The sequence below is a fragment of the Rhodohalobacter sp. genome (genome assembly GCF_041686455.1).
Taxonomy (GTDB): domain Bacteria; phylum Bacteroidota; class Rhodothermia; order Balneolales; family Balneolaceae; genus Rhodohalobacter.
The window spans coordinates 1-23001 of sequence record NZ_JAWLDW010000017.1; the positions used below are offsets into that span (position 1 = coordinate 1).

The 23001-nt window shown below is 41.9% G+C and carries 25 protein-coding genes and 1 pseudogene; 11 read left to right on the forward strand and 15 right to left on the reverse strand.

The genetic code is table 11. The annotated features are described in order from the left end of the window. The 15 genes and pseudogenes from ACESM0_RS03805 to nuoL form a co-directional block, all read right to left on the reverse strand. A pseudogene (locus ACESM0_RS03805) lies at positions 1 to 567 on the reverse strand (hypothetical protein); the annotation flags it as partial. Positions 568 to 757: 190 nt separating this feature from the next. After that, positions 758 to 2833 (reverse strand): ATP-dependent zinc metalloprotease FtsH, encoded by a 2076-nt coding sequence (gene ftsH, locus ACESM0_RS03810; RefSeq protein ID WP_372903810.1) that lies wholly within the window; start codon positions 2831 to 2833, stop codon positions 758 to 760. Between the two features lie 136 nt (positions 2834 to 2969). Further along, positions 2970 to 3995, reverse strand: a complete 1026-nt coding sequence (thiL, locus tag ACESM0_RS03815) for a thiamine-phosphate kinase (RefSeq protein ID WP_372903812.1) — start codon at positions 3993 to 3995, stop codon at positions 2970 to 2972. A 74-nt stretch (positions 3996 to 4069) separates the two neighbouring features. Next, positions 4070 to 4516 carry an ExbD/TolR family protein gene (locus tag ACESM0_RS03820; protein WP_372903814.1) on the reverse strand — a complete coding sequence of 149 codons (447 nt, stop codon included), beginning with the start codon at positions 4514 to 4516 and terminating at the stop codon, positions 4070 to 4072. 5 nt (positions 4517 to 4521) lie between these two features. Continuing rightward, positions 4522 to 5064 (reverse strand): ExbD/TolR family protein, encoded by a 543-nt coding sequence (locus tag ACESM0_RS03825; protein ID WP_372903816.1) that lies wholly within the window; start codon positions 5062 to 5064, stop codon positions 4522 to 4524. A gap of 4 nt (positions 5065 to 5068) precedes the next feature. Next, complete coding sequence (locus ACESM0_RS03830) at positions 5069 to 5338, reverse strand: hypothetical protein (protein WP_372903818.1); 270 nt, start codon at positions 5336 to 5338, stop codon at positions 5069 to 5071. A gap of 36 nt (positions 5339 to 5374) precedes the next feature. After that, entirely contained in the window at positions 5375 to 6085 is a 711-nt protein-coding gene (locus ACESM0_RS03835) for a MotA/TolQ/ExbB proton channel family protein (RefSeq protein ID WP_372903820.1), read from the reverse strand. A 301-nt stretch (positions 6086 to 6386) separates the two neighbouring features. Next, positions 6387 to 8294 (reverse strand): protein-disulfide reductase DsbD family protein, encoded by a 1908-nt coding sequence (locus tag ACESM0_RS03840; RefSeq protein WP_372903822.1) that lies wholly within the window; start codon positions 8292 to 8294, stop codon positions 6387 to 6389. Positions 8295 to 8333: 39 nt separating this feature from the next. Then, positions 8334 to 8780 (reverse strand): 50S ribosomal protein L9, encoded by a 447-nt coding sequence (gene rplI, locus ACESM0_RS03845; RefSeq protein ID WP_372903824.1) that lies wholly within the window; start codon positions 8778 to 8780, stop codon positions 8334 to 8336. Between the two features lie 17 nt (positions 8781 to 8797). Beyond that, the gene (gene rpsR, locus ACESM0_RS03850; RefSeq protein WP_322572598.1) at positions 8798 to 9049 is read right to left on the reverse strand and encodes a 30S ribosomal protein S18; all 252 of its coding nucleotides are present in this window, start codon (positions 9047 to 9049) and stop codon (positions 8798 to 8800) included. A gap of 19 nt (positions 9050 to 9068) precedes the next feature. Further along, a complete protein-coding gene (rpsF, locus tag ACESM0_RS03855) occupies positions 9069 to 9455 on the reverse strand; it encodes a 30S ribosomal protein S6 (protein ID WP_372903826.1) in 387 nt (128 codons plus the stop codon). A gap of 202 nt (positions 9456 to 9657) precedes the next feature. Next, entirely contained in the window at positions 9658 to 11097 is a 1440-nt protein-coding gene (locus tag ACESM0_RS03860) for an NADH-quinone oxidoreductase subunit N (RefSeq protein WP_372903828.1), read from the reverse strand. 5 nt (positions 11098 to 11102) lie between these two features. Then, positions 11103 to 11390 (reverse strand): 4a-hydroxytetrahydrobiopterin dehydratase, encoded by a 288-nt coding sequence (locus tag ACESM0_RS03865; protein WP_372903829.1) that lies wholly within the window; start codon positions 11388 to 11390, stop codon positions 11103 to 11105. A gap of 4 nt (positions 11391 to 11394) precedes the next feature. Beyond that, positions 11395 to 13014 carry a NuoM family protein gene (locus tag ACESM0_RS03870; RefSeq protein WP_372903831.1) on the reverse strand — a complete coding sequence of 540 codons (1620 nt, stop codon included), beginning with the start codon at positions 13012 to 13014 and terminating at the stop codon, positions 11395 to 11397. A gap of 22 nt (positions 13015 to 13036) precedes the next feature. After that, positions 13037 to 15055 carry an NADH-quinone oxidoreductase subunit L gene (nuoL, locus tag ACESM0_RS03875; protein ID WP_372903833.1) on the reverse strand — a complete coding sequence of 673 codons (2019 nt, stop codon included), beginning with the start codon at positions 15053 to 15055 and terminating at the stop codon, positions 13037 to 13039. Between the two features lie 321 nt (positions 15056 to 15376). Here nuoL and ACESM0_RS03880 point away from each other — a divergent pair, with 321 nt between their 5' ends. The 11 genes from ACESM0_RS03880 to ACESM0_RS03930 all read left to right on the forward strand — a co-directional run bounded on the left by ACESM0_RS03880 (position 15377) and on the right by ACESM0_RS03930 (position 22836). After that, positions 15377 to 15937, forward strand: a complete 561-nt coding sequence (locus tag ACESM0_RS03880) for a Na+/H+ antiporter subunit E (RefSeq protein WP_372903835.1) — start codon at positions 15377 to 15379, stop codon at positions 15935 to 15937. Next, entirely contained in the window at positions 15938 to 16213 is a 276-nt protein-coding gene (locus tag ACESM0_RS03885; protein ID WP_372903837.1) for a monovalent cation/H+ antiporter complex subunit F, read from the forward strand. Continuing rightward, the gene (gene mnhG, locus ACESM0_RS03890; RefSeq protein WP_372903839.1) at positions 16206 to 16535 is read left to right on the forward strand and encodes a monovalent cation/H(+) antiporter subunit G; all 330 of its coding nucleotides are present in this window, start codon (positions 16206 to 16208) and stop codon (positions 16533 to 16535) included. Before ACESM0_RS03885 ends, mnhG begins: the two co-directional genes overlap by 8 nt. Then, positions 16532 to 16777: a Na(+)/H(+) antiporter subunit B gene (locus ACESM0_RS03895; protein WP_372903841.1), complete on the forward strand. Its 246-nt coding sequence runs from the start codon at positions 16532 to 16534 to the stop codon at positions 16775 to 16777. The genes mnhG and ACESM0_RS03895 overlap by 4 nt, the downstream gene beginning before the upstream one ends. Then, the gene (gene mbhE, locus ACESM0_RS03900) at positions 16774 to 17076 is read left to right on the forward strand and encodes a hydrogen gas-evolving membrane-bound hydrogenase subunit E (RefSeq protein WP_372903843.1); all 303 of its coding nucleotides are present in this window, start codon (positions 16774 to 16776) and stop codon (positions 17074 to 17076) included. The genes ACESM0_RS03895 and mbhE overlap by 4 nt, the downstream gene beginning before the upstream one ends. Next, positions 17073 to 17513 (forward strand): MnhB domain-containing protein, encoded by a 441-nt coding sequence (locus ACESM0_RS03905; RefSeq protein ID WP_372903845.1) that lies wholly within the window; start codon positions 17073 to 17075, stop codon positions 17511 to 17513. The genes mbhE and ACESM0_RS03905 overlap by 4 nt, the downstream gene beginning before the upstream one ends. Then, a complete protein-coding gene (locus ACESM0_RS03910; RefSeq protein ID WP_372903847.1) occupies positions 17506 to 17874 on the forward strand; it encodes a cation:proton antiporter subunit C in 369 nt (122 codons plus the stop codon). The genes ACESM0_RS03905 and ACESM0_RS03910 overlap by 8 nt, the downstream gene beginning before the upstream one ends. Next, positions 17871 to 19352, forward strand: a complete 1482-nt coding sequence (locus tag ACESM0_RS03915; RefSeq protein WP_372903849.1) for a complex I subunit 5 family protein — start codon at positions 17871 to 17873, stop codon at positions 19350 to 19352. The genes ACESM0_RS03910 and ACESM0_RS03915 overlap by 4 nt, the downstream gene beginning before the upstream one ends. 79 nt (positions 19353 to 19431) lie before the next feature. Continuing rightward, positions 19432 to 20919 (forward strand): monovalent cation/H+ antiporter subunit D family protein, encoded by a 1488-nt coding sequence (locus ACESM0_RS03920; RefSeq protein ID WP_372903851.1) that lies wholly within the window; start codon positions 19432 to 19434, stop codon positions 20917 to 20919. Beyond that, positions 20916 to 21128 (forward strand): hypothetical protein, encoded by a 213-nt coding sequence (locus ACESM0_RS03925; RefSeq protein ID WP_372903853.1) that lies wholly within the window; start codon positions 20916 to 20918, stop codon positions 21126 to 21128. The genes ACESM0_RS03920 and ACESM0_RS03925 overlap by 4 nt, the downstream gene beginning before the upstream one ends. Further along, a complete protein-coding gene (locus ACESM0_RS03930; RefSeq protein ID WP_372903855.1) occupies positions 21121 to 22836 on the forward strand; it encodes a Na(+)/H(+) antiporter subunit D in 1716 nt (571 codons plus the stop codon). The genes ACESM0_RS03925 and ACESM0_RS03930 overlap by 8 nt, the downstream gene beginning before the upstream one ends. Positions 22837 to 23001 lie beyond the last annotated feature (165 nt).

Sequence of the window (23001 nt, forward strand, 5' to 3'; positions counted from 1 at the left end):
ATCACCGCCATAAAGGGCTCTGGCTTCACCATCCGGGATACCTTCAATCTGAACCTCGTTAGCTCCTTCAGAATCAATCGGAGCTTTACCGAGCATAATTAAACCGGCCCAGAGTTTAGAATTAGTCTGGTTCAGTACTATTGACTCCCCTAAAGGCTCACCATCCAACTCGGAAGTAAAGATAATCGGATCCTCGGCAGTACCCTCAGCATCAATTTGTGCTTCGCGGGTAATAATCAATGAGGTTTCGTTTCCTTCAGCAACTGAAGAAGGTTCCTCAAACGCCATGATTACTGTTCCGGGTTCAATTTCCAATGTTCCGTTTTCAACAAAAACATAACCGTCCAAATAGTAAACTGAATCAGCACTTAGTGTTCGGTCACCTTCAATAGGCTCAGATAATATTACACCGTTATCAACAATATCATCCGCATACGGATGTGGTTCTTCAGTAGGATCCGGATCGGGATCGGGGCCTACAGGGTTATCATCATCACCGCAAGAAATGAAAACTCCCGCTGCGAGAGTGGCAATTAGAAAAGGTTTTAGTAAAAATTTAATGTCCATAATGTTTGAAAGAAGTTGTTTTTGGTTACTGTTGTGTTTCAACAGTCACAACTTATTCATGCTACATTATGAACTCGTTACTGCTATGTTATTAAAATGATAAGAAGTGAAAACTCCCTTGCAACTATATTTTAAACATAAAGAGCCACCCAATATTGAGCAGCTCTTACATAAAATCAAGCGTTAAACTTCAGGAACTCTTCTTTTCGTCTTTTTCGGAAGATTCGGTATTCTGTTCTGATTCCTCAACTTCAGCCTCTTCAGCTTGTTCTGAATTTTCATCAGATGAAGAAGAACCATTGGTGACTGCTTTTTTACTCTCTTTAACCTCAAAGATGCCTTCCGGATAGTTTCCGCTCGGTCTGTCACCCAGCATTTCCCGAAGTTCAATATGATTGAGCACCTCTTTATCGAGAAGGGTCTCTGCCATCTCCTCAAGTTTATCTTTATGCTTGTTGAGCAGATCTACAGTTCTCTGATAGTTGACCTGTATGATATTCCGAATTGCGTCATCAATCTTTTGGGCGGTATTTTCAGAGTATTTTTTATTGAAACCATAGCTGTCGTTCGGACTATTGGAATCTTTTAGCGATATATATCCAAGCTCTTCACTCATCCCATACTCAGCAACCATTGCAAAAGCCATATTCGTGATGCGTTCAAGGTCGTTTTGAGCACCGGTCGAAATTTTACCAAATACCAACTCTTCGGCTACTCGACCACCAAGAAGTGCGCAGATCTTATCTTCAAGCTCTTCCGTAGTCATCAAGAAACGATCTTCGAGAGGAGTTTGAAGCGTATAACCAAGTGCAGCGAATCCGCGAGGCACAATACTGACTTTTAACACAGGGTCGGTATGCTGTAAAAACCAGCCTACTATGGCATGGCCCGCCTCGTGATAGGCCACAATTTTACGCTCATCCTTGCTGATTAATTTATTTTTCTTCTCCAGGCCGGCTACAACACGTTCAATGGCATCCTGGAAGTCGATCATTTCAACCTGCTTCTTGTCTCTTCGGGCAGCCATCAGAGCAGCTTCATTACAAAGATTAGCAAGATCCGCACCGGCAAAACCTGGAGTTTGAGACGCCAAAACTTTCAGATCAATTTGGTCGGATAGTTTCAACTTTTGAGAGTGAACATCCAGAATTTGCATTCTTCCGTTCAGATCGGGCTTATCAATCATAATCTGTCTGTCAAAACGTCCCGGTCTCAGCAGTGCCGAGTCCAGAATATCAGGCCGGTTTGTTGCAGCCATGATAATAACACCCTTATCACTGTTAAATCCGTCCATTTCACTCAGCAGCTGGTTCAGCGTATTTTCACGCTCATCGTTTGAACTCATCTGCATACCGCGCCCGCGGGTTCGGCCTATGGAATCAATCTCATCAATAAATACAATACACGGAGCTTTCTCTTTCGCCTGCTTAAACAGATCACGAACACGTGCTGCACCCACTCCAACAAACATCTCCACAAAATCAGACCCGCTCAGTGAAAAGAATGGTACGTCTGCTTCACCAGCAGTAGCTTTGGCTAAAAGTGTTTTACCGGTTCCGGGAGGTCCCACCAACAGTACTCCTTTTGGCAGAGTACCGCCAAGTTTAGTAAACTTTTTCGGGTTACTGAGAAATTCAACTACCTCTTCCACTTCAGCTTTTGCTTCTTGAAGGCCGGCTACATCTTTAAACGAAACTTTACTTTCGGTCTGCTTGTCGTAAAGGTTCGCTTTGTTTTTTCCAATATTCAGCACTTGCTGGCCCGGATTCATTCGCTTAAAAATAAATACCCAGAAAGCGATAATAAGCGCTATTGGAATAAGCCAGATTAAAATACCACTGAACCAATTCTCTTCTACCCGTACGTCATAGACCACCTCATATTCGTCTAAAGTAGATCGAATATCGTCCCCCTCAAGCATGGTTGTTGTAAATTTCCCCGTGCCTGAGTCAGATCTGTCCCACCGATTTTCAGAAGGAGCAGGACGCTCGGCTATTCCATCTTCGAAAGCTTTCTCAGAATAATCTCCCTGAATATTGGTGGAATTTGTAATAAGGATTTCATCAACGTAGCCTTCCTGTACATATTCTAAGAATTCACTGTACTTTATCCGTTCAGAACTCTCTCCGGGCAGAAAGTAGAAGTTAAAAGCAATGAGAACCAAAAACAGAACAATATATATCCAATTGGGAAATTTTGGAGCTTTTTTTGAGTCCTTAGAATCGGTTTCTGAAGATCCTTTTTTTAAATTTTTTTTCTTTGCCATTAAATCAGATTTGGTAAAACTAAAAGAGCCTTAAATATAACTCTTTTTCTGCAAAATTATTCATGACTCTTCGCTTTGAATAGCCTGTATTCATTCCAATTTGAAAACGAACCATAACCCCTTTTCATACACTGCATTACAAATCAATTTGGTAATTGTGCTCTTCACCGGTGTTAACTGTAAGCTGTTTATCTGCTTCAGTAATTTTACCGATCACGATAAAATCGTCAAAATCAGCTTTAAATTTTTCTACAAGCGGTTCGGGAAGTGTAAATAGCATTTCATAATCTTCGCCACCATAAAATGCATATTTATCTACATCCTCGTTCATTTCATCGGCCACGTTGCGCGCTTCCAAACTAATTGGTACAGCAGGTGAATAGATCTCCGCACCTACCCCTGACTGTTTCAGAACTTCTGAGAGATCTGCAACAAGGCCTTGAGTCAGGTCTATCAAACAGTGTGGTTTCACATCCGAATTAATCAATGATCGAAAAAAGTCTATTCTTGCTTTCGGTAATAGTTGCCTTTGTACTACATGTTCGTAAGAGCTAAGATCAGGCTGAAATTGTTGTTCAGGATTTTCCTGCCATGATTTCTTTTCTCTTAGCAAAATTCTTAAACCCGCAATGGCGCTTCCAAGTTCACCGGTTACGCATATGATATCATCTACTTTTGCCCCATTTCTGTAAATCAAATCCTCTTTTTTTGTATTTCCGATACATGTTACTGAAATCGCCAAAAGTTGATGAGAAGCCGTTGTATCACCACCGGAAACCGTAAGGTTATAGTCATTTGCCGCCGCATCAATTCCCTTATATAGCTGTTCTATCATTTGAACAGAGTACTTGTTGGGAATTGCTACATCTATAAGCATTTGTTCAGGTTCCGCATTCATTGCCAGAATATCACTGACAGCGGCAGTTAGAATTTTATAACCCAAGTGTTGAAAAGGCGTATATGTTAAATCAAAATGCACACCCTCCAAGAAAATTTCAGAGCTGGTGCATGTCAATTTCCCGTCATGCTGCATTGCTACAGAAGCATCATCACCTATACCTTTTATGATGTTCTCCCTGGAAGCTCCGGTATAATTCTTGAAGGATTCAATTAATGATTTGAAGCCTATTTCCTGAACCTGTTTAAAATCGTTTTTTGCCATAACTTTAAAATAAAAAAGGCAGTTATCCCATATTGGAATAAATGCCTTTTAATAAGATGATTTATGTTAACTAATTATATTTCTCGTCGTGTAGAGTAGTTAATTCTTAACGTTCCTGCGTGACGAAGTTCCTGCTGAACATCGGTTATAATACCAAATTCAGAGTCCTCATCAACTCTTAGAGATACAATTAGTCTGGGTTCTTCCATCAGTTTATCATACATGATATTCCTGATAGATCCCATGTCGTCAACGAGAGCATCATCAATCTGGACTTTCGTTTCACCTACCCGATTTCCTGATAATCTTTCAGGACCGATATAGATATAACTCACCAGTCGTTTCTGCTCAATTTTTTCGATGTTTTCTGCACCGGCATAATTGACCTGAACCTGAAGTTCAACTTCCCTTAATACGGTCGTAACCATGAAGAAGATGAGAAGCATAAATACAACGTCAGGCATAGCTGCAGTAGGTACACCTTGACTCGTTCCTGATTGTTTCTTTTTAAAATGTGCCATATCCGTTACCCCTCATCTGGTTCTGCAATTGAGATTTTCTTAGGATACAACTCTCGTATCTCCGCTTCTCTTTCGCTGTTTTCTTCAAGTGAACTGTAAGGAACACCAAATCTATCCATTGAAGCCTGATTACGGAGTTCTGCATAAGCACCCATCACTTCATCAAGCATATCTATATAAACATTATAAGGAGTCCTTCTATCCGTCTTGATAGATACAATAGCATCATCGGGTGATTCAGATAGATCAGGATCTGCTCCGTTATTATCAACAAAGCGTTTGATACGATCGCGAACTTCGCCAATAGATGCAGGTTCTTCATTGATAAGAACCATGCCCTGAGCATTCACTAATATTTTCATCAAGTTTCGCTCCCGTACAGGTGGGGGCTCAACATCGTCAGGGATTGGAGGAAGAACCAGACCAATACCCGTATCGACATCAATTGTAGTTACAACAAGAAAGAAGATGAGCAATAGAAAGGCGATATCCGCCAGGGATGAACCGTCTATCTCACCACTTTCTCTGCTTCGCTTTTTATTAAGCATACATTTAAATTTTAAATGTTCCGCGAGTTCCTGTTAATACGATACCAATAACCATCAGACCAAGTAAAAACAACATTGTTGCAACACCCGCCTGGTTAGCTGTACCCAGCGTAGCATAAGAGATACCGAAAATGACAACTGGAACACCCATAATTGCCACTCGTTTAAGATCCGATTTTCCGTTAATCACATTTTTGATACCGGAAAACAGAATTCCTATAACTCCTACACCAATTAGGCCTAAAACTAACATTATAGCTAAATTATCAATCATAATATTACCCTTTGATTATTTGGGTTATAGTTTCGTTTAGGCTTCGTCTGAGTCGTTTTCAGGAACAATTTGCTTTCCTTCTTTCAGAAGAATAATGGAATCAATCAGGGTAATAGAGCCCTCTTCCATATCAGAGATAATTCGGTCAATTTTGGATACACAGTAGTTGTAACCAATTTGAAGGATAATACCTACCAACAGACCACCTGCCGTTGTAAGAAGCGCAATTTTAATACCACGAGCTACAAGAGATGGAGAGATATCGGCGGCGGCTTCAATTGCATCGAAAGCCTCAATCATACCTACTACGGTACCGAGGAATCCAAGAAGCGGACCAATAGAGATGAAAAGTGAGAGCCATACAAGTCCTCTTTCAAGGAAGCTCATTTCGATGGAGCCGTATGTTGTAATTGCTTTTTCTGCAGCTTCAACGCCTTCATCAGCACGCATTAAACCGGCTTGGAAAACAGATGCTACAGGACCTCGCGTTTGAGCACAAAGTTCTTGTGCTGCGGGAATACCGCCTTCTTGTAGTGCTTCCTGTACTTCAATAATAAATTTCCTGGTGTTAATGTCAGCTAGATTAAGTGTGATGATGCGCTCCAGAAAGATAGCCAATCCGAGAATCAGGGCTATCAATACAGGCCACATGAATTCACCACCTTCATTAAATTTTTCGACGATTACGTTAAAAAAGCTAGCATCAGCTCCAGCTTGAAGAAAAATGAGAGCTAAAGATGAAGTCATACTGTTACTCCGCGTTAAGTTTTGGTTAAGAGCTAAATTTGAAGAAAAATGATAGATCATTTGATCTTCAATGTCAAAGGCAGATCTTTAATTTAATAATGAATTTTTTAGAAAAATCTGCAAGTGACAATGTTTAATGTTCGTGTCGTGGAATATATTAGATCATATCCCCAACTACCAAACAGATTTCTGATTTATTTTTCAAAATCTGCCATTATCCCGTTTTTTTTGTAAAAAATCGTTTAAACTGAATAAGATTACGAATCGAGCCTATACAATTCAGGGATTTACAAAATAAATATCATGATCCTACTTGTTGGTACCGGTCTATACCGCGATTTAAAAATTCCTCAAATTCCGAAGCCCTCGTAAAGCCAATTAATTGATCGAGGACCTGTCCGGAATGTGGATCTATGATCACATAGGTGGGCAATGCAAGTGTACCGGTAATATCGAACTGTAGCTGCTGATTTTCTTCAGCCTTGTTACCGCCATCCGTATAAAGTTTTACCTGTTCCATCTGAGAAAATTTCTCTTGAATATTGTCTAATGGAAAAACCGTTGCTTCCATTGCGCGACAGTTTGTACAGGTGTAGCCGGTAAAATCGACAAAAACGGGTACGTTATCTGCAATAGCTTTTTCTAAAGACTCCTCATAATTATCAGACCATTGCGAATCTACAGCTTCTCCATTACCGGATATTCCGATCGAACGAACAACACTCACATCCGTAGATTTTGAAGCCGGCAGCCAGGCATCCCAAATTCCCAAAGATGCTCCCATTAAACCCGGTATTAAGTAAAAACTGAACAAAAAGAATGGAATTGCCAGCAGTAGCCTGCCGGATGTTATAGACTTTGGTTTTTCCTCACCATGAAGGGCAAAAAATCCAAGAAGATAGAGACCGGCAATGAAAAAGAAAGTAATCCATGCAGCAATTCCCAGTGGACGAGTTATTAATCCCCATTCAAAAATAATATCTGCATTTGCCAAGAATTTGATGGATGCAGCCAGAATGATAAAGCCTAGTATGACTTTTATAATATTCATCCAGGAGCCACTTTTTGGAAGAGATTCCAGATAGCGGGGGAACAGTGCCAACAGCACAAATGGAGCTGCAAACGCTGTAGAGAAGGCCAGCATACCTACAATCGGATAGAACCATTCCCCTCCCGCCGTTGCAGCCAGTATTGCACCTACAAAAGGCGCTGTGCATGAGAACGATACGGCACTGATTGTAAAACCCATAAACAAGGTACCCGTAATTCCGCTGCTTTCATTACTCTTCCGGTTCAGCCAGTTCGTAAGCTGGTAAGGAAGACGAAGCTCAAAAAGCCCCAGAAGGCTCACCCCAAAAAAGATAAATAGCACGCCAATGAACAGATTCACCCATGGGTTTGAAGCAAACTGACTAACACCGCTCACACCCAGTATAACGGAAAGAATTGCGCCTAGAGCTGTAAAAATGAGTATGATAGAAAGACCAAAGATTAAAGCCTGACCATAATTGGTTTTCTTCTTCTCTCCCCCCTGATTTGAAAAATAGGATACAGTCAGTGGAATTAATGGAAATACGCAAGGAGTAAGCAGTGCAGCAAGGCCGGCAGTCAACGCTATCCAGATATAGGTCCAGATATCATCCAATGGCACTCCTGCAGAGCTCGTCATTTCAAACTCGGCCTCAGCCTGGGAAATCTCTTCAAAATCTTCGTATGGCGAAGCAGCAACACCTTCGAGATTAACAACAGACTCTATCTGTTTAGTTTTTGGAGGCAGGCATGAAACATCATCACAAACCTGATAGAGCACCTCCAGCTGTATGGTTTGCTCTCCCTGAAGTTCAGCCCGAAAAGCAACCGGAATTGTAAATTCTGCTCCGTTTGAGTGCCAGCCAAGTTCAGTTTCAAAATTTGGATCAAAGGCAATAACCGCCTCACTCTCTTCCACATCTCCGGCAATTGCCATTTGATTTGTTGCAGTTGAGAATGTTGTTGGGTATGGTCCCGCATCAGGATCATTCAGTACAGAGTAGAGATGCCAGTCTCCATCTATTGTGGCTTCTACTGTTATATTGAACACTTCACCGGCTGCAACCGTCTCAGGATGATCCGTTATTTGATAGTCAACAGGATCAAGGAGCTGACCATATACAAAAAATGGGGATAACGCCATAAAGACGATCCCCATCAAAAATCCAAATTTATTCATTATTGAATAATTATTAAGAGTTTATACTCTCAAAGAGTTTTAGTCTTCTTTTACAACCCAAACCTTAACTTGAGGCTTCAGGTCACCAAGAACATCTACGGTTGCAGTGTACTCGCCCAAAGATTTGATATCCTGATCAAGCGTAATCTTACGTCTGTCAACTAAAATATCTCTTTCTTCAAGAGCATCAGCTACCTGAATATTGGTAACCGTACCGTGAATCTTGTCATCCTCACCAACAGTTACAGGAATTGTAACGGAGGTTGTTTCCAGTTGTTGTGCCAGTTCTTTGGCAGCTTCAACGGAAAGTTCAGCACGCAGTGCGGCTTCACGTTTCAGATGTTCAAACTGTCTGATTGCACCCGGAGTTGCCAAAACAGCTTTACCCTGTGGAATCAGATAATTTCGTCCGTAACCGGGTTTTACGTTAACAAGATCACCGGCTGAACCTAATTTTTCTACGTCATCTTTTAAAATAAGCTTCATAATCTACTATCTGTGTCTTATCGCATGTTTTCGGTTACGTAAGGAATAAGAGCTAAAAATCGTGCTCTTTTAACAGCTCTTGAAAGCATTCTTTGATGCCGAGCACTGGTACCGGTTACTCTTCTTGGAAGAATTTTACCTTGATCATTCATAAACCGCTCTAGCAGTTCAGTCTGTTTGTAGTCAATATATTCAACACCTGCCTTAGTAAATTTACAGTCTTTACTTTTGAGGTGTCCTTTTTTGGGGTGCGATGGATTGTTAATCATAATCTTTACCTAATTTGATTTATTCGTCGTCGTTATCTTCGTTTTCTTCATCTACATCTTCAAAAACGACAGGCAGATCGCCTTTCTTTCTGAGTTCGTAGTAACGAAGCATTTTTGGATCATACTTCATCGTCAGATATCGCATGATATCATCATTGATCCTCATGTTACGTTCAACCACTTCAATCGCATTAGCGGGTGCATTAAAGTACATGTTCACATAGTACCCTGTACTTTTTTTATCTATATCGTAGGCGAGCTTGCGAACACCCCATTCATCTACATCAACGATTTCTCCGTCGTTGTCTTCAATTAGTTTGTTCACGAAACTTACAAGTTCTGAAAATTTCTCGTCATCGAGAACCGGATTCAGAATGTAAGTCATTTCATAGAAATCTTTCTTCATTCTTTATATATGTTTTCTTTGGTTGTTTTCTGTTTGTGAAAACAGTCGTCGTACGTTACGCCGACAACAGAGCCTGTAAAGATACACATTGATTTTGATTTCTACAATCAAACCGACCCTTAAATTCTACTCCTGATCAGATTAAAAAAGAAAAGGCGCTGAGACGCGCCTTTAGTAATTTCTACCTGTTAACCCTGTAGAACTAAGCGTAATTGAAAGAAGAGAGAAGCTCAAAAAGGCCAGTAGCGGGCAGTACCGGTTCTATTCCGTAATAGATGGTCAGAATGGCCAGCAGTATTAATACCAGCTTGAACAATGTACCCGGTGCTTTCAGAGTATACTCCCGATGGGCTTCTTTGAAATACATAAAAACCATTACCCGCAGATAGTAGTATACACTGGCTGCACTTGCCAATACACCTACAATAGCCAATATGATCAGGTCTGCTTGTACGGCTGCTGCAAATACGTAATATTTACCAATGAAACCCACAAATGGCGGAATTCCTGCAAGAGAGAATAGAAAGATGGAAAGCATCACTCCCATTACCGGAACTTTAAACCCCAAACCCGCATAGCTGTCAATCTCGGTAAAATCCATCTCTTTTGATCGCTCATAAAATGCGATAACGCCAAATGCACCGATATTCATTACAGTGTAGGCGAACAGGTAATAAAACACTCCACTGTACCCAGCAGCTGTTCCGGCAGCCAAACCAACCATCAAGTAACCAGCGTGGGCAATACTTGAGTAAGCAAGCATTCTTTTTACATTATCCTGTGCAAGGGCAATCAGATTACCCACAATCATCGTAAGGATCGCAATAACCTGTATAACCTGAGTCCAGTCTCCGGTTTCTGAACCGGACAGCATCCGGGATAGCACAAAAACAAGTGCAATAAATGCAGCAGATTTACTGGCCGTAGCCATAAATCCGGTCAGCGTAGTGGGTGTCCCCTGGTAAACGTCCGGAGTCCACATATGAAACGGTACTGCAGATATTTTGAAAAAGATACCGACCAGCAAAAGAGCAATTCCTGCTAGTAATAGGGGTGAAACTTGAGCTGAAGCCGCAATTTCAATCAGGTTTGTGTGTCCCGTTGCTCCGTAAATCAAAGCAATTCCGTAGAGTAAAAATCCTGTCGAAAATGCGCCTAATAGAAAGTATTTTAAGGCTGCTTCAGCACCGGTTTTTCTATAATACCATAAGCCGGCAATAACATAAAGGCACACCGACATGGTTTCTAAACTGACAAAAAGACTAATGAGGTCATTTGAAACAGCTAATCCCATCATTCCTGTCGTGGCAAAAAGCAACATTCCGTAGACTTCACCAGTCTCTAATTCAAAGGACTGCAAATATTCGCGGGATAATATAACAGACAAGAGTGATCCTAATAATACAATGACCGAACCAAACGCTGCAGGGCCGCCATAGACAATCATGCCTGAAAAAGCAGTGCCGGTGTCACCAAAAAGTGACTGTATCGCTAACACCAACGCTATAACCAAACCGGATACAGATACATAGAAAACCGATGCTGTACCTTTTTTAAATGCTGTTATCAGTATAGCTGCCAATCCTGTTACGGCTACAACAATGCCGGGCAAAAAGGATTGAATATCGTGCAAATAATCCATTTCCGTTATTTTTTGTAAATCTTATCTATCGCCTTTGCGAGTTGAATATCTTTCTTTGTCACCTTGTTATCCGCATCGTGAGTGTTAAGCTGCACTGATACAGAATTGTACACATTACTCCAGTTTGGATGGTGCCCCAAGTCTTCAGCTTCAAAGCCTACCCTTACCATAAAAGCGAGCGCCTCTTTAAAATTATCGAAGCTGAAATCTTTTTTGATCTGATCGTTCTCGAAAGTCCAATGATCCAACTCTTTCAATTGCGAATTGACTTCTTCTGATGTGAGAGGCTTCATAATATTAGTCTTTTTTATTTGCGATGAATTGTGAATCTAATTGATGTTCTTCAACACTATAAACTTTTGCTGTCCAATTTGGGAGTTCATTTAAATCAGCCTGATCCAAAACAGCAAGACTTTTCTCTTCTGAATTTGTGATGTAAGTATCTACCCATCCTTCTGAATATTGTGTAAAATCTATCGGGCGAATTCCGATCCAGACCATAAACAGCACCAATGGGACCAGCAAACCAACCTCACGCATATTTAAATCTGTGAGTTTTTCGTTCTCTTCATTAGTAATTGGTCCAAAGAGAACCCGCTGAAACATCCAAAGCATGTAAACCGCAGCTAAAATCACACCGGTTGCACCGAGTATAGCGTAGGTTTTATTTGCATATAGTTCTGAACTAAATGATCCATTCAAAATTAAAAACTCACCTATAAATCCGTTAAGGCCGGGGAGCCCTATCGAAGCCAATGTAGCTATCATAAACATGACGGCGAATACGGGAACAACTTTTGCAATACCACCGTAATCGGAAATCATTCTTGTATGACGACGATCGTAAATCATACCTACAATAAGGAAGAGCGCTCCTGTTGCGAGACCGTGATTAATCATCTGAATAATCGCACCCTGCATGGCGATATCATTGAGGGCGAAAATTCCAAGTACCACAAAACCCATATGGCTCACAGAGGAGTAGGCTACCAATTTCTTAACATCTTTTTGAACCATCGCAACCAGTGCGCCATAGATAATACCAATTACAGCAAGTATTGCCATGTATGGCGCAAATTCCATAAACGCATTTGGAAAAGCAGGCAGTACAACACGTATTAAACCGTAAGTACCCATTTTAAGCATAATAGCTGCCAACACTACGGAACCTGCCGTTGGGGCTTCGGTGTGGGCATAAGGCAACCAGGTATGGAATGGAAAGAGTGGTACTTTAATACAAAAGGCAAGTGAAAATGCAAGGAATAACCAGGTTTGTTCAACCAATCCAATGGTGTATTCCGGACTGGAAATAAATCTCCAATCGGCAGTAAAATCTACGCCTCCCATCGCTGCACCGGCATGATAACCGAGATAGAGAAGCGCAACTAGCATAATCAGCGAACCGACCAGCGTGTAGATAAAAAACTTAATAGTGGCACGAATCTTATCACTACCTCCCCATATTCCAATTAGGAAGTACATCGGAATCAACGAAAGCTCAAAGAATACGTAGAATACCACTAAATCGAGAGCAGCAAACACACCCAATGATGCTGTCTGAAGAAGCAGCAACATGGCGTAATATCCCTTTAAACTCTTTGTTACTGAATTCCAGGAAGACAGAATAACGATGGGCCCCATCAGTGTTGTGAGCATAAACAATAGCAGGCTCAAACCGTCTAAGCCAACCAGATATTTCACGTCCATGCCTGCAAAAATCGCTGAACCTTCACTCAAATACTGAGGAGTAGCTGATAAGGCAACATCAAAATTAAATAGCAACGGCAGTGAAAGTATGAAAGTTGTCGTTGTAGCAATTAAACTGCCCCATTTTACTGCAGCATCGCTCTTCATTAGCAGAATTACTGCAATACCCAGAAGCGGCAAATAGATTGTAATATTGAGTAGGATGTCCATATTTAACTAATCTTCAAATCCTTTAAAATAGTATCATTGAAAGAACCAAAATTACGCCCAATACCATAATTAATGCGTAGTTGGTTGCAATTCCTGTTTGAATGTATCGGATTAAACTTCCCGTAAGCCTGACAATTCCCGCCACAGCATTGACAACCCCATCAACAACTTTCATATCAAAAACGGCAAGAACCTTATCTGAAAATCGCACGGTTGGACGAACAATAACCCCCTCGTATGCTTCGTCAAGATTATACTTCTGTTTCCAAATTTCGTAAAGTGAGCCGAATCGAGCGGCGATTTTAGCGTCCGACTCTTCCTGTTGATCGTTTCCGTACATCTTAAATGCCAGAAATACAGAGCCAACTGCAACAGCTATGGCAAAAATCATAAGGGTCCATTCTGCAGTTATTGAAAGTGTTAGTGGTATATCTGCAGCAATTGGCAGCATCCAGTCGTGGAGCCAGTTGATATGCCCATCGCCACCAAAAGTCTTGGAAATGAAATTCGGAATACCAATAAATCCACCCACAATAGAAAGTCCGGCAAGGCCCCAAAGCGGAATTGTCATTGTAGCAGGGCTCTCATGCAGGTACTCCTCAGAACCTTCAGCACCCTGAACTTTTTGCGGAAGCTTGAACGATCCGTGAAATGTACTCAGTGTTAAACGGAACATATAAAATGCAGTAAGGAAAGCCGTTATTGTTGCCACTCCCCACAGAATGAAGTACATGGCACCGGCAAATTCACCAAAACCCATATTAAAAGCGTGCATTACAATTTCATCTTTTGAGAAAAATCCAGCCAGCGGAGGAATACCGGCAATAGCTACGGTGGCAATCAAAAAGGTTTTGTAAGTTGAAGGCATGAATTTTTTAAGCCCTCCCATAAACCGAATATCCTGTGGATCAAAATCTACATGCTTTCCGGCATCGTGTAATTTATGCTTTACATGCTCCATGGTATGAATGACTGATCCTGAACCCAGGAAGAGACATGCTTTGAAAAAGGCATGAGTTACTACATGAAACAGAGCCGCTGTAAACGCACCTGAACCAAGAGCCAGAAACATAAATCCAAGCTGTGAAACTGTTGAGTACGCCAGAACTCCTTTAATATCGTTTTGCGTAATCGCTATGGTTGCTGCAACAATGGCTGTGAGTGCACCAATTACTGCCACAATCATCATCACCTCAGGACTCATCACATACATTGGGGAGAGCCGGGTAATCAGGTAGATACCGGAGGTTACCATAGTAGCTGCGTGAATCAGGGCCGATACGGAAGTAGGACCGGCCATCGCATCCGGCAACCATACAAAGAGTGGAATCTGAGCACTTTTACCGGTTGCCCCGATAAACATCAGAAACGGCACCCAGAATGTCCAGCTTGCTGAAAATGCATCCAGATTAGCCAGGATAACATCAAATTTTAAACTTCCCACAGCTTCAAAAATGGCAAAAATCGCAATCAGAAATGCAAAGTCACCAACTCTGTTATAGAGGAACGCTTTTTTTGCAGCATCAGATTTTGCCATATCGGTATACCAAAAGCCGATCAACAGGTAAGAACAGAGCCCAACACCTTCCCATCCAAGAAACAGAAGCAAGAGATTATCGGCCATTACCAGATTCAGCATGGCAAAGATAAAGAGATTCAGAAAGGCAAAAAACTTCCAGAATCCCGGATCGTGGGCCATATACCCTATAGAATAGAAGTGAATCAAAGAGCCAACACCTGTAACTACCAGCATCATTATCAGTGAAAGCTGATCAATCTGATAGGCAATATCTACACTAAGGCTTCCGGCTTCGATCCATGTAAACAGTTTTGCCTGGACTGCTCCGGCTTCCGGATTAAAATTGATGAAAAAATAGAGGGATATTAAAAAAGGAATGAAGACTGCAAAATTTGACAGTGCCCCTATTATACTCTTTTTGCTACGATACGAATCTGATGAAAGGCCCAGAATCCCATTAATTAAAAAACCGAGTAGCGGTAAACCAACAATAAGACTTACAAGCGCTGTAGGTAATTCCATTCAAACAGGTTAATTAAAATGTTGCGCATTTAATGATCTGTAAACTCTGCATTCTTTGCAGGCTTGTTTTCAGGTGGCAAAGATACAAAAATCTGTTCCAAGATAAACCTCTGAAGGAGGAAAAGTAACAATCCCCATTAAATACTTTTTCAATTTTCAGTCTCAAATTTAAGAAACATTTTAGTGAAGGCTATAATCAATCTTTACTTTTTTGAAATTTGTAAACAATTCCAAAACAGATCGATTTTTATTGCGGTTAATATCACCTTTTTGATAGTTTATAGGCTTATTACCAAGACGTCATCAATTTACTGCTAACTAATGAACAAACTTTCGCTCTACAGTTTATCACTGTCATTTATCTCCCTCATGCTGTTTTGGGTGGTGATGAGTGGTTTTTTTGATGCCGTTCATTTAACCATGGGGGTTCTCTCCGTTGCCGGTGTAATGGCAGTTCATTATAGACTGAAAGTACACCGGTTTTTCAGTGATGACATGAACGACCTCAAGGATATTCGTTTTTTCAGGGCTGTTTTCTATTTTTTCTGGATGATTTATCAAATCGTGGTCGCCGGTTTTCATGTAGTAAAAGTGATATTCAGCCCCAGGCTGCCAACGAAACTGAGCATTTTACGTTTCAAAGTAGATCTACCCAGTTCTCATGCTAAAGTTATACTGGGCAACTCCATCACCCTAACACCGGGAACACTGACTGTAGACATTGAAGGGGATAACTTTATTGTTCACGCTCTCGATGAGTCTTCTTATAAGGGGATAATTTCGGATGAAATGCCCAGGGAAGTCCTTAAGCTTTTTGAAAAAGAGGCACGACCTGTAATCAGTGATGTTCAAATTACGACCAAAGAATATACACATACTTAAATGGAACATTTTTTTCTGTATAGCGCTGTGGTACTTACCATCATTATCGCTGTTCCACTGGTCAGGGTGGTGAAAGGCCCCACAGTCTTCGACCGCCTGCTGGCTACTAATGCTATTGCTACTAAAACAATTGTTCTAATATGCCTGATTGGTTTTTTGTTTGGACGCATTGACATGTTTATAGATATCACCCTGGCCTATGCTGTTCTTGGCTTCATCGGGGTATTGGCAATTGCAAAATACATTACATCTCCAAAAACACGGCGAAATGCTTGAAATACAATCAATCTTTAGCATTCTGTTTGTAACAACCGGCATTATTTTCATGTTGATGGGGAGCATCGGCATATTGAGACTACCGGATTTTTACTCCCGAACCCATGCGGTCAGTAAAAGTGATACACTCGGTGTATTTTTCGTGATCATTGGATTGATCATCTACGAAGGATTTACGCTCAGCAGCGGTAAACTCTTTTTAGTTGTTCTATTTATTGCACTTTCAAACCCCATTGGCACACATGCCCTTGCAAGAGCTGCATTAAAAAAAGGGATAAAACCCCTCCTAAACGACGATAAAAAGGGAGGGCCGTCAACATGATCTGGGAATTAGAACTTGTTATTTACATTTTTCTTCTGCTTTCGGCCATTGTTGCGCTTGAGGTAAAAGACCTTCTGGTTGCCGTGGTAATGACCACAGTCTTTAGCTTTTTAATGGCACTTCTTTTTGTAGCTATGGGAGCCATTGATGTTGGATTTACCGAAGCAGTAATCGGTGCCGGTGTGTCCGGAGTTCTATATGTAGTAGTAATCTATCAAACCACAAGACATTCAAACGATTGAAAGCACTAAAAATCATCATACTGATTTTATTTGCGTCTGTTATGATATACGCAGCGAGTGACCTTCCCTTCCGCGGAGATCCAGACAACCTGATGCACGCAGAGGAAAGCATCACCGGTACAGAGGTGGTCGGCAGCTACGTGATTCAGGAAGCCTACAACGACGCAAAAACCCCAAACATCGTAACCGTGATTCTTGGTGATTACAGAAGCGTGGATACGTTTGGCGAACAAGTAGTAGTTTTTACTGCCGGTCTCATCACAATTTTAATTCTGCGTAGCCGGAGGAGGCAGATATGAGGCGACAAGAAGAAAGCCCTATCATCCTGCTCGGTTCCAGATTGTTGAGTCCATATATCATGTTGTTTGGACTTTATGTAATCTTTTTTGGGCACTATAGTCCCGGTGGCGGATTCCAGGGAGGAACACTTCTGGCCGCATCTATACTTTTAATACGGCTTTCAGGCGGAAGACGCGTATCCCGACTTCAAATTCAGGAATTTGCAACTACACCACTGGCGGTAATTGGAGTTATCATCTATTTCCTTACCGGTTTGGCTGCTATGGCAACAGGCGGATATTTTCTGGATTATGAACAACTTCCATTTCTGGCAATGGAGCCCGGCTACATGCGATACTGGGGTATTCTTATCATCGAGGTAGGAATCGGGCTTGCAGTGATGGCTATCCTTGTGATGATTTATGATAATATGATAAAAGGCGAAGATTATGCTTGATTTTTTTCTGGGTCACTACGCTTACTGGTTTGTAATTATTCTGATGTGCGTTGGCCTATACGGAATACTTTTTAAAAAGAACTTGGTTAAAAAAACAATCGGGCTGGCCATCTTTCAGGTCTCTGTTGTTCTCTATTTTGTTTCAATTGCATCAAAATGGGATGCCACAGTTCCGGTTAGAGATTCAAACATATCTGTTGAGCAGGTTGCCAACTATTTGAATCCGCTGCCGCACACTTTAATGCTGACCGCTATTGTGGTGGGAGTTGCTACACTCGGGGTCGCCTTTACTCTGCTGATGGCCATTTACAACCGATACGGGACCCTTGACGAACAGGAACTGTTAGAAGAAATTCAATGATTGAGTCGCATCTACCGGCACTAATTGCTCTTACATTTGTACTATTTGCCATACTGATTCCGGCATTGGGGTTCTGGAAACCTTCTACTTCCCAACCGCTTGCGGTTTTGGGATCGGGCATTGCCTCCGTATTATCTCTATACGGTTTTATATCGTATCTGCAAACCGGCAGTATACGCTACTTCTTTGGTGGCTGGGAACCACCCGTTGGTATTGAATTTGTCTACGATGGGTTATCCGGATTTTTTATCCTGGTTATCAATACAGTAGCATTTTTTGTATTAATTCATTCGCGACATGTAGCCCGGACGGAGTATCCCGGTAAAGAGATGCCCTACTTTGCACTGGCCATGCTGGCGCTGCTTGGATTCAATGGAATGATCCTAACCGGTGATCTCTTCAATCTTTATGTATTTCTGGAAATTTCGTCACTGGCCAGTTACGGTTTAATCGCTATCGGATCACGTCCGGCACCCTTTGCCGCTTTTCGATATCTGATAATCGGAACAGCAGGAGGTACTTTATATCTGCTGGGAGTAGGTTTTCTCTACACGGTAACCGGTACATTAAACATTATTGATATGGCGGCTATGCTGCCAAGCTTTGCTACAGATACCTCTGTAGTTGCTGCTTTGGTATTTATGGTTGTCGGCATAGGCGTAAAAGCGGCACTTTTCCCACTTCACGGATGGTTGCCTGACTCTTATACTTTTGCTTCATCCAGTTCCACTGCACTCATTGCTCCAATCGGGACAAAAGTAGCCGCATACATTCTCTTTAGAATTGTTTTCTATCTATTTGGTGTAGAGTTAACCGACGCCGTTGCCCCTATCACTACTGTTATTGGTGTTCTGGCAGCCATTGGAATACTCTATGGTTCCATTATGGCTATTGCCCAAACTGAAATGAAGCGCATGCTGGCATATAGCAGTGTTTCTCAGATCGGTTACATTATAATGGGGCTGAGTTTGGCCAATCCTCTTGGGTTTGCAGGCGCGCTGCTTCATGTGTTAAATCACGCCGTAATGAAAGCCTGTCTGTTCCTGGTTGCCGGAAATCTTCGAATGAAAGAAGGTCATTCAGACATCAGCAAGTTTGACGACAGCTACCGAAAAAAATATCCCTGGACAATGGCCTCGTTTAGTGTGGCTGCCATCTCCATGGTTGGATTGCCGCCATTGGCCGGTTTCTTCAGTAAATGGTATCTGGCACTGGGAACAATTGATAATGAGAATTGGATCTTTCTGGCAGTCATTTTAATCAGCTCGCTTCTGAATGCTGTTTACTTCTTCAGAATTCTGGAAAAAGTTTATATGATGAATCCAAAGAAAGATCAGAAATCGGCAACAGATGCTAAACGAAATGAAGTCGGCTTCAGTATGATGTTTCCAACGTCGGTTCTTGCCATTGCTCTGTTTGTAATCGGTTTTGCAAACGCCGCAATCGTTGGAATTCTCTTTAATATTTTTCCAATGTAATTGATAATTAAGCCAGTAAAAAAAACACCTTTAATTTCTGATTCAGTTTTTAGAAGATTTTAAATACACATAAAGATAGATGGATCTTACGCTTGTACCTTTATTAGCTATTTTATCATCGCTTGCAGCGGTCCCGTTCATCCTGTGGAGTTCATCCAAACCAAATTTACGGGAAACATGGACCATCATCGCCGCTTTGGTGAAATTTGGGCTGGTTCTGACGCTTCTTCCATCTGCACTAAACGGTGAAAGTGTTAGCCTGCACCTTTTCGATCTGGCTCCCGGCTTGCCATTTGCACTGAATGCAGATCCTCTGGGCGTATTCTTTGCCGTCATTGCATCCGGACTATGGATTTTCACCTCGTTCTACTCAATCGGATACGTTCGTGGGCACAAAGAACATAAACAGACAAGATATTATGCAAGTTTTGCAATCTGTTTGTCGGCAACTATTGGAATTGCTTTCTCCGGAAATCTGCTCACATTCATTGTATTTTACGAGCTTTTAACGCTGGCCACCTACCCTCTTGTGATTCATACCGAATCGGATGATGCCATTAAAGCCGGTCGTAAATATCTGGCCTTCACACTCACAGCCGGACTCCTTCTGATTGCTGCAGCCGGAATGGTTTACTACTACACCGGAACGCTTGATTTTACACCGGGCGGAATTCTTGGTGATTCGGACATCCCTTATCACATGATTCTGGTGATGTTCATCCTCTTTCTGGGTGGAGTGGGTGTTAAAGCCGGTATCATGCCGCTTCACGGCTGGCTTCCTGCTGCCATGGCTGCTCCAACTCCTGTAAGTGCTCTTCTGCACGCTGTTGCTGTTGTGAAATCCGGTGTTTTTGCTGTTCTCCGTGTTGTAGGCTACGTTTTTGGCGTGGATGTAATGGGCGATTACGGTTTAAATGATATTATCATTGTCCTGGCCGGAGCAACCATCATCCTGGCTTCTTTGATAGCTTTTGCACAAGACAATTTAAAACGACGTCTTGCATATTCTACGGTTGGTCACCTTTCCTACATTGTGCTGGGTATCGCTCTGCTGACTCCTTTGGGAATTCAAGGTGGCATTATGCACATTGCCGCTCATGCCACAATGAAAATTACTCTCTTTTTCTGCGCCGGAGCCATTATTGTAAATCTGCACCGAACAGAAATCAGCAATTTAAACGGAATAGCCAAAGTGATGCCCTGGACGATGGGCGCTTTTGTAGTAGGGTCGATGGGCCTTGCGGGTATCCCGCCCATCAACGGTTTTTTCAGTAAGTTCTATCTGATCTCCGGATCTCTTGAGGGAGATATGATGATTCCGGTAATCATCCTGATCGTGAGTGGACTTTTAAATGCAGGATACTTCTTCCCTATCATTCACCGGGCTTATTTCAAGAAAGGTGAAGGACTGGAAAAATATGGTGAGGCATCACCCTTTATGGTTGTACCCATTGTAATAACGGCCACACTTTCCGTCCTCTTTGGACTGTTCCCGAATCTCTTTTTCAACTTTTTCGATCTTGCTGCGCAAATCAGTGAATCACTATTTAATTCACCATCACCATGAAAAACTGGCATTGGATCATACTAGGTATACTTTTTCTGGTAACTCTGGTTTTTGAGTTCACCTATCTGGCCGATTACGACAGCCATTGGTGGAACTCGATTCCCGCTTTTTATGCCCTTTTTGGCTTTGTAAGCTGTATCGTCATCATCTATGTTGCCAAATTTATTGCCAAAAACATTGTAAACCGCGACATCAACTATTATGATTGAGTTTTTAACCATACCGGGTGTCATTTTAATTATCGGTGCAGTACTGCTTTCACTGCTTCCTGAAAAATTCCGGAGTTCGGTTTTTCTAATTTTTCCTGTAGCCGCGTTGGCATTTGTTATAACCCGACCTGACGGATATACACTTACAGCATCTCTGGGTTCTTTTGAACTGATTGTAATGGAGATGGACTCCTTAAGCCGTGTGTTTGGGATTATTTTTGCCATCACAGCATTTGTGGCCGGTACATACGCTTGGCACATAAAAGATTTAGGACAGCAGGTCAATGCCCTTGTCTATGCCGGCAGTGCTTTGGGAGTTACCTTTGCCGGTGATTTACTCACTCTTATTATTTTCTGGGAGTTGATGGCCGTAAGCTCAACATGGCTGATCTGGGCAAATCGCAATGAAGCTTCAGACAAAGCCGGAATGCGCTATCTGATCTATCATGTACTTGGAGGCGGACTGCTTTTAGCCGGCATTATCTGGCACTATATGGATACCGGATCTCTTTTAGTTGAATCACTCGCTCAAGAGTATACAATCGGTAATGTGATGATGTTGATTGGTGTATCCATCAACGCGGCTGTAATTCCGCTTCACACCTGGCTGGCGGACGCCTACCCGAAGGCAACCGTTACCGGCGCTGTATTTATGAGTGCATTTACGACCAAGTCTGCGGTATACGTACTCATACGAGTCTTTCCGGGTTGGGAGCTGCTCATTTGGTTTGGTGCGGCTATGGCTATTTATGGTGTAGTGTATGCGGTAATCTGTAAAGATATCAGAGAAATTCTCGCTTATCACATTATCAGCCAGGTTGGATTTATGGTTTGCGGTATCGGTATTGGTACAGACCTTGCTCTGAATGGAGCTACTGCCCATGCATACAGCCACATTCTTTATAAATCCCTCCTTTTTATGAGTACGGGTGCCGTACTTTATGCAACAGGCACATCCAAACTTGTACACCTTGGCGGTCTTGCTAAAAAAATGCCTTATGTATTGGGACTCTACCTTGTGGGTGGATTTTCAATCTCAGGATTGCCTCTGTTTAACGGATACATCAGTAAATCAATGACCATTAGTGCCGCAGGTTATGCTCACAATGAAGCGGCCATGCTGATGCTTCTTTTTGCATCCGTCGGTACATTTTTAAGCGTTGGGTTGAAACTCCCTTACTACACATGGTTCGGAAAAGAGGATAATGATATAGAGGTAAAGCCGCTTCCGAAAAATATGTATCTCGGGATGGGAATGGCTGCCTTTGCCTGTATTTTTTACGGTCTCTATCCACAGGCACTCTACATTTATCTGCCATTTGATGCAGACTATAATCCGTTCACCATCTACCACTTTGTAGAGGTCACTCAGATAAGTTTAATGACGTTTGCCGGTTTCTGGTTACTCCGAAAGAAACTCGCCGGAGAGTTGATTATCGCGCTCGATGTGGACTGGTTCTACAGAAAGGCAACACCGGCCGCGCGCAGAGTATTTGTTCACGGAGTTGATAACTTCTACGACCGAGTTGAAGAGAAGATCTGGGATATTGCCGGGTTCCTGACAAAAAATTTCAAGAATCCGATGCTTTGGCTCAATCCGTTTACGAATAAAGAGAATCAAGCTTCTCGATACAGCCCATCTATGGAAGTCATCATGAGTTTTATACTTTTCACAATATTGGTGTTTTCGCTCGTCTACCTAACATGAGATTCATCAGTCGGGCACTGATCATTTATATCGCTCGGACTGACAAAAGTAAATAATTTGTTTTTTTAAATCGAGACGGTAAAATTTCTGATTTTCTAAATCAGAACGTTGTGAAGGTTTAATAAAACATCATTTTAATTAATTAATCTGAAGGGAAGGGTATTT

Bases quoted from the DNA above. Each gene is read 5' to 3' on its own strand.
- ACESM0_RS03830 (WP_372903818.1), bottom strand. From the start codon at position 5,338: ATGATTGATAATTTAGCTATAATGTTAGTTTTAGGCCTAATTGGTGTA.
- ACESM0_RS03920 (WP_372903851.1), top strand. From the start codon at position 19,432: ATGGATCTTACGCTTGTACCTTTATTAGCTATTTTATCATCGCTTGCA.
- ACESM0_RS03865 (WP_372903829.1), bottom strand. From the start codon at position 11,390: ATGAAGCCTCTCACATCAGAAGAAGTCAATTCGCAATTGAAAGAGTTG.
- rpsR (WP_322572598.1), bottom strand. From the start codon at position 9,049: ATGATTAACAATCCATCGCACCCCAAAAAAGGACACCTCAAAAGTAAA.
- ACESM0_RS03915 (WP_372903849.1), top strand. From the start codon at position 17,871: ATGATTGAGTCGCATCTACCGGCACTAATTGCTCTTACATTTGTACTA.
- ftsH (WP_372903810.1), bottom strand. From the start codon at position 2,833: ATGGCAAAGAAAAAAAATTTAAAAAAAGGATCTTCAGAAACCGATTCT.
- ACESM0_RS03905 (WP_372903845.1), top strand. From the start codon at position 17,073: ATGAGGCGACAAGAAGAAAGCCCTATCATCCTGCTCGGTTCCAGATTG.
- ACESM0_RS03870 (WP_372903831.1), bottom strand. From the start codon at position 13,014: ATGGACATCCTACTCAATATTACAATCTATTTGCCGCTTCTGGGTATT.
- ACESM0_RS03835 (WP_372903820.1), bottom strand. From the start codon at position 6,085: ATGACTTCATCTTTAGCTCTCATTTTTCTTCAAGCTGGAGCTGATGCT.
- mnhG (WP_372903839.1), top strand. From the start codon at position 16,206: ATGCTTGAAATACAATCAATCTTTAGCATTCTGTTTGTAACAACCGGC.
- rplI (WP_372903824.1), bottom strand. From the start codon at position 8,780: ATGAAGCTTATTTTAAAAGATGACGTAGAAAAATTAGGTTCAGCCGGT.
- ACESM0_RS03840 (WP_372903822.1), bottom strand. From the start codon at position 8,294: ATGAATAAATTTGGATTTTTGATGGGGATCGTCTTTATGGCGTTATCC.
- nuoL (WP_372903833.1), bottom strand. From the start codon at position 15,055: ATGGAATTACCTACAGCGCTTGTAAGTCTTATTGTTGGTTTACCGCTA.
- ACESM0_RS03930 (WP_372903855.1), top strand. From the start codon at position 21,121: ATGATTGAGTTTTTAACCATACCGGGTGTCATTTTAATTATCGGTGCA.
- ACESM0_RS03825 (WP_372903816.1), bottom strand. From the start codon at position 5,064: ATGCTTAATAAAAAGCGAAGCAGAGAAAGTGGTGAGATAGACGGTTCA.
- ACESM0_RS03880 (WP_372903835.1), top strand. From the start codon at position 15,377: ATGAACAAACTTTCGCTCTACAGTTTATCACTGTCATTTATCTCCCTC.
- ACESM0_RS03820 (WP_372903814.1), bottom strand. From the start codon at position 4,516: ATGGCACATTTTAAAAAGAAACAATCAGGAACGAGTCAAGGTGTACCT.
- ACESM0_RS03910 (WP_372903847.1), top strand. From the start codon at position 17,506: ATGCTTGATTTTTTTCTGGGTCACTACGCTTACTGGTTTGTAATTATT.
- ACESM0_RS03885 (WP_372903837.1), top strand. From the start codon at position 15,938: ATGGAACATTTTTTTCTGTATAGCGCTGTGGTACTTACCATCATTATC.
- thiL (WP_372903812.1), bottom strand. From the start codon at position 3,995: ATGGCAAAAAACGATTTTAAACAGGTTCAGGAAATAGGCTTCAAATCA.
- rpsF (WP_372903826.1), bottom strand. From the start codon at position 9,455: ATGAAGAAAGATTTCTATGAAATGACTTACATTCTGAATCCGGTTCTC.
- ACESM0_RS03860 (WP_372903828.1), bottom strand. From the start codon at position 11,097: ATGGATTATTTGCACGATATTCAATCCTTTTTGCCCGGCATTGTTGTA.
- ACESM0_RS03895 (WP_372903841.1), top strand. From the start codon at position 16,532: ATGATCTGGGAATTAGAACTTGTTATTTACATTTTTCTTCTGCTTTCG.
- ACESM0_RS03925 (WP_372903853.1), top strand. From the start codon at position 20,916: ATGAAAAACTGGCATTGGATCATACTAGGTATACTTTTTCTGGTAACT.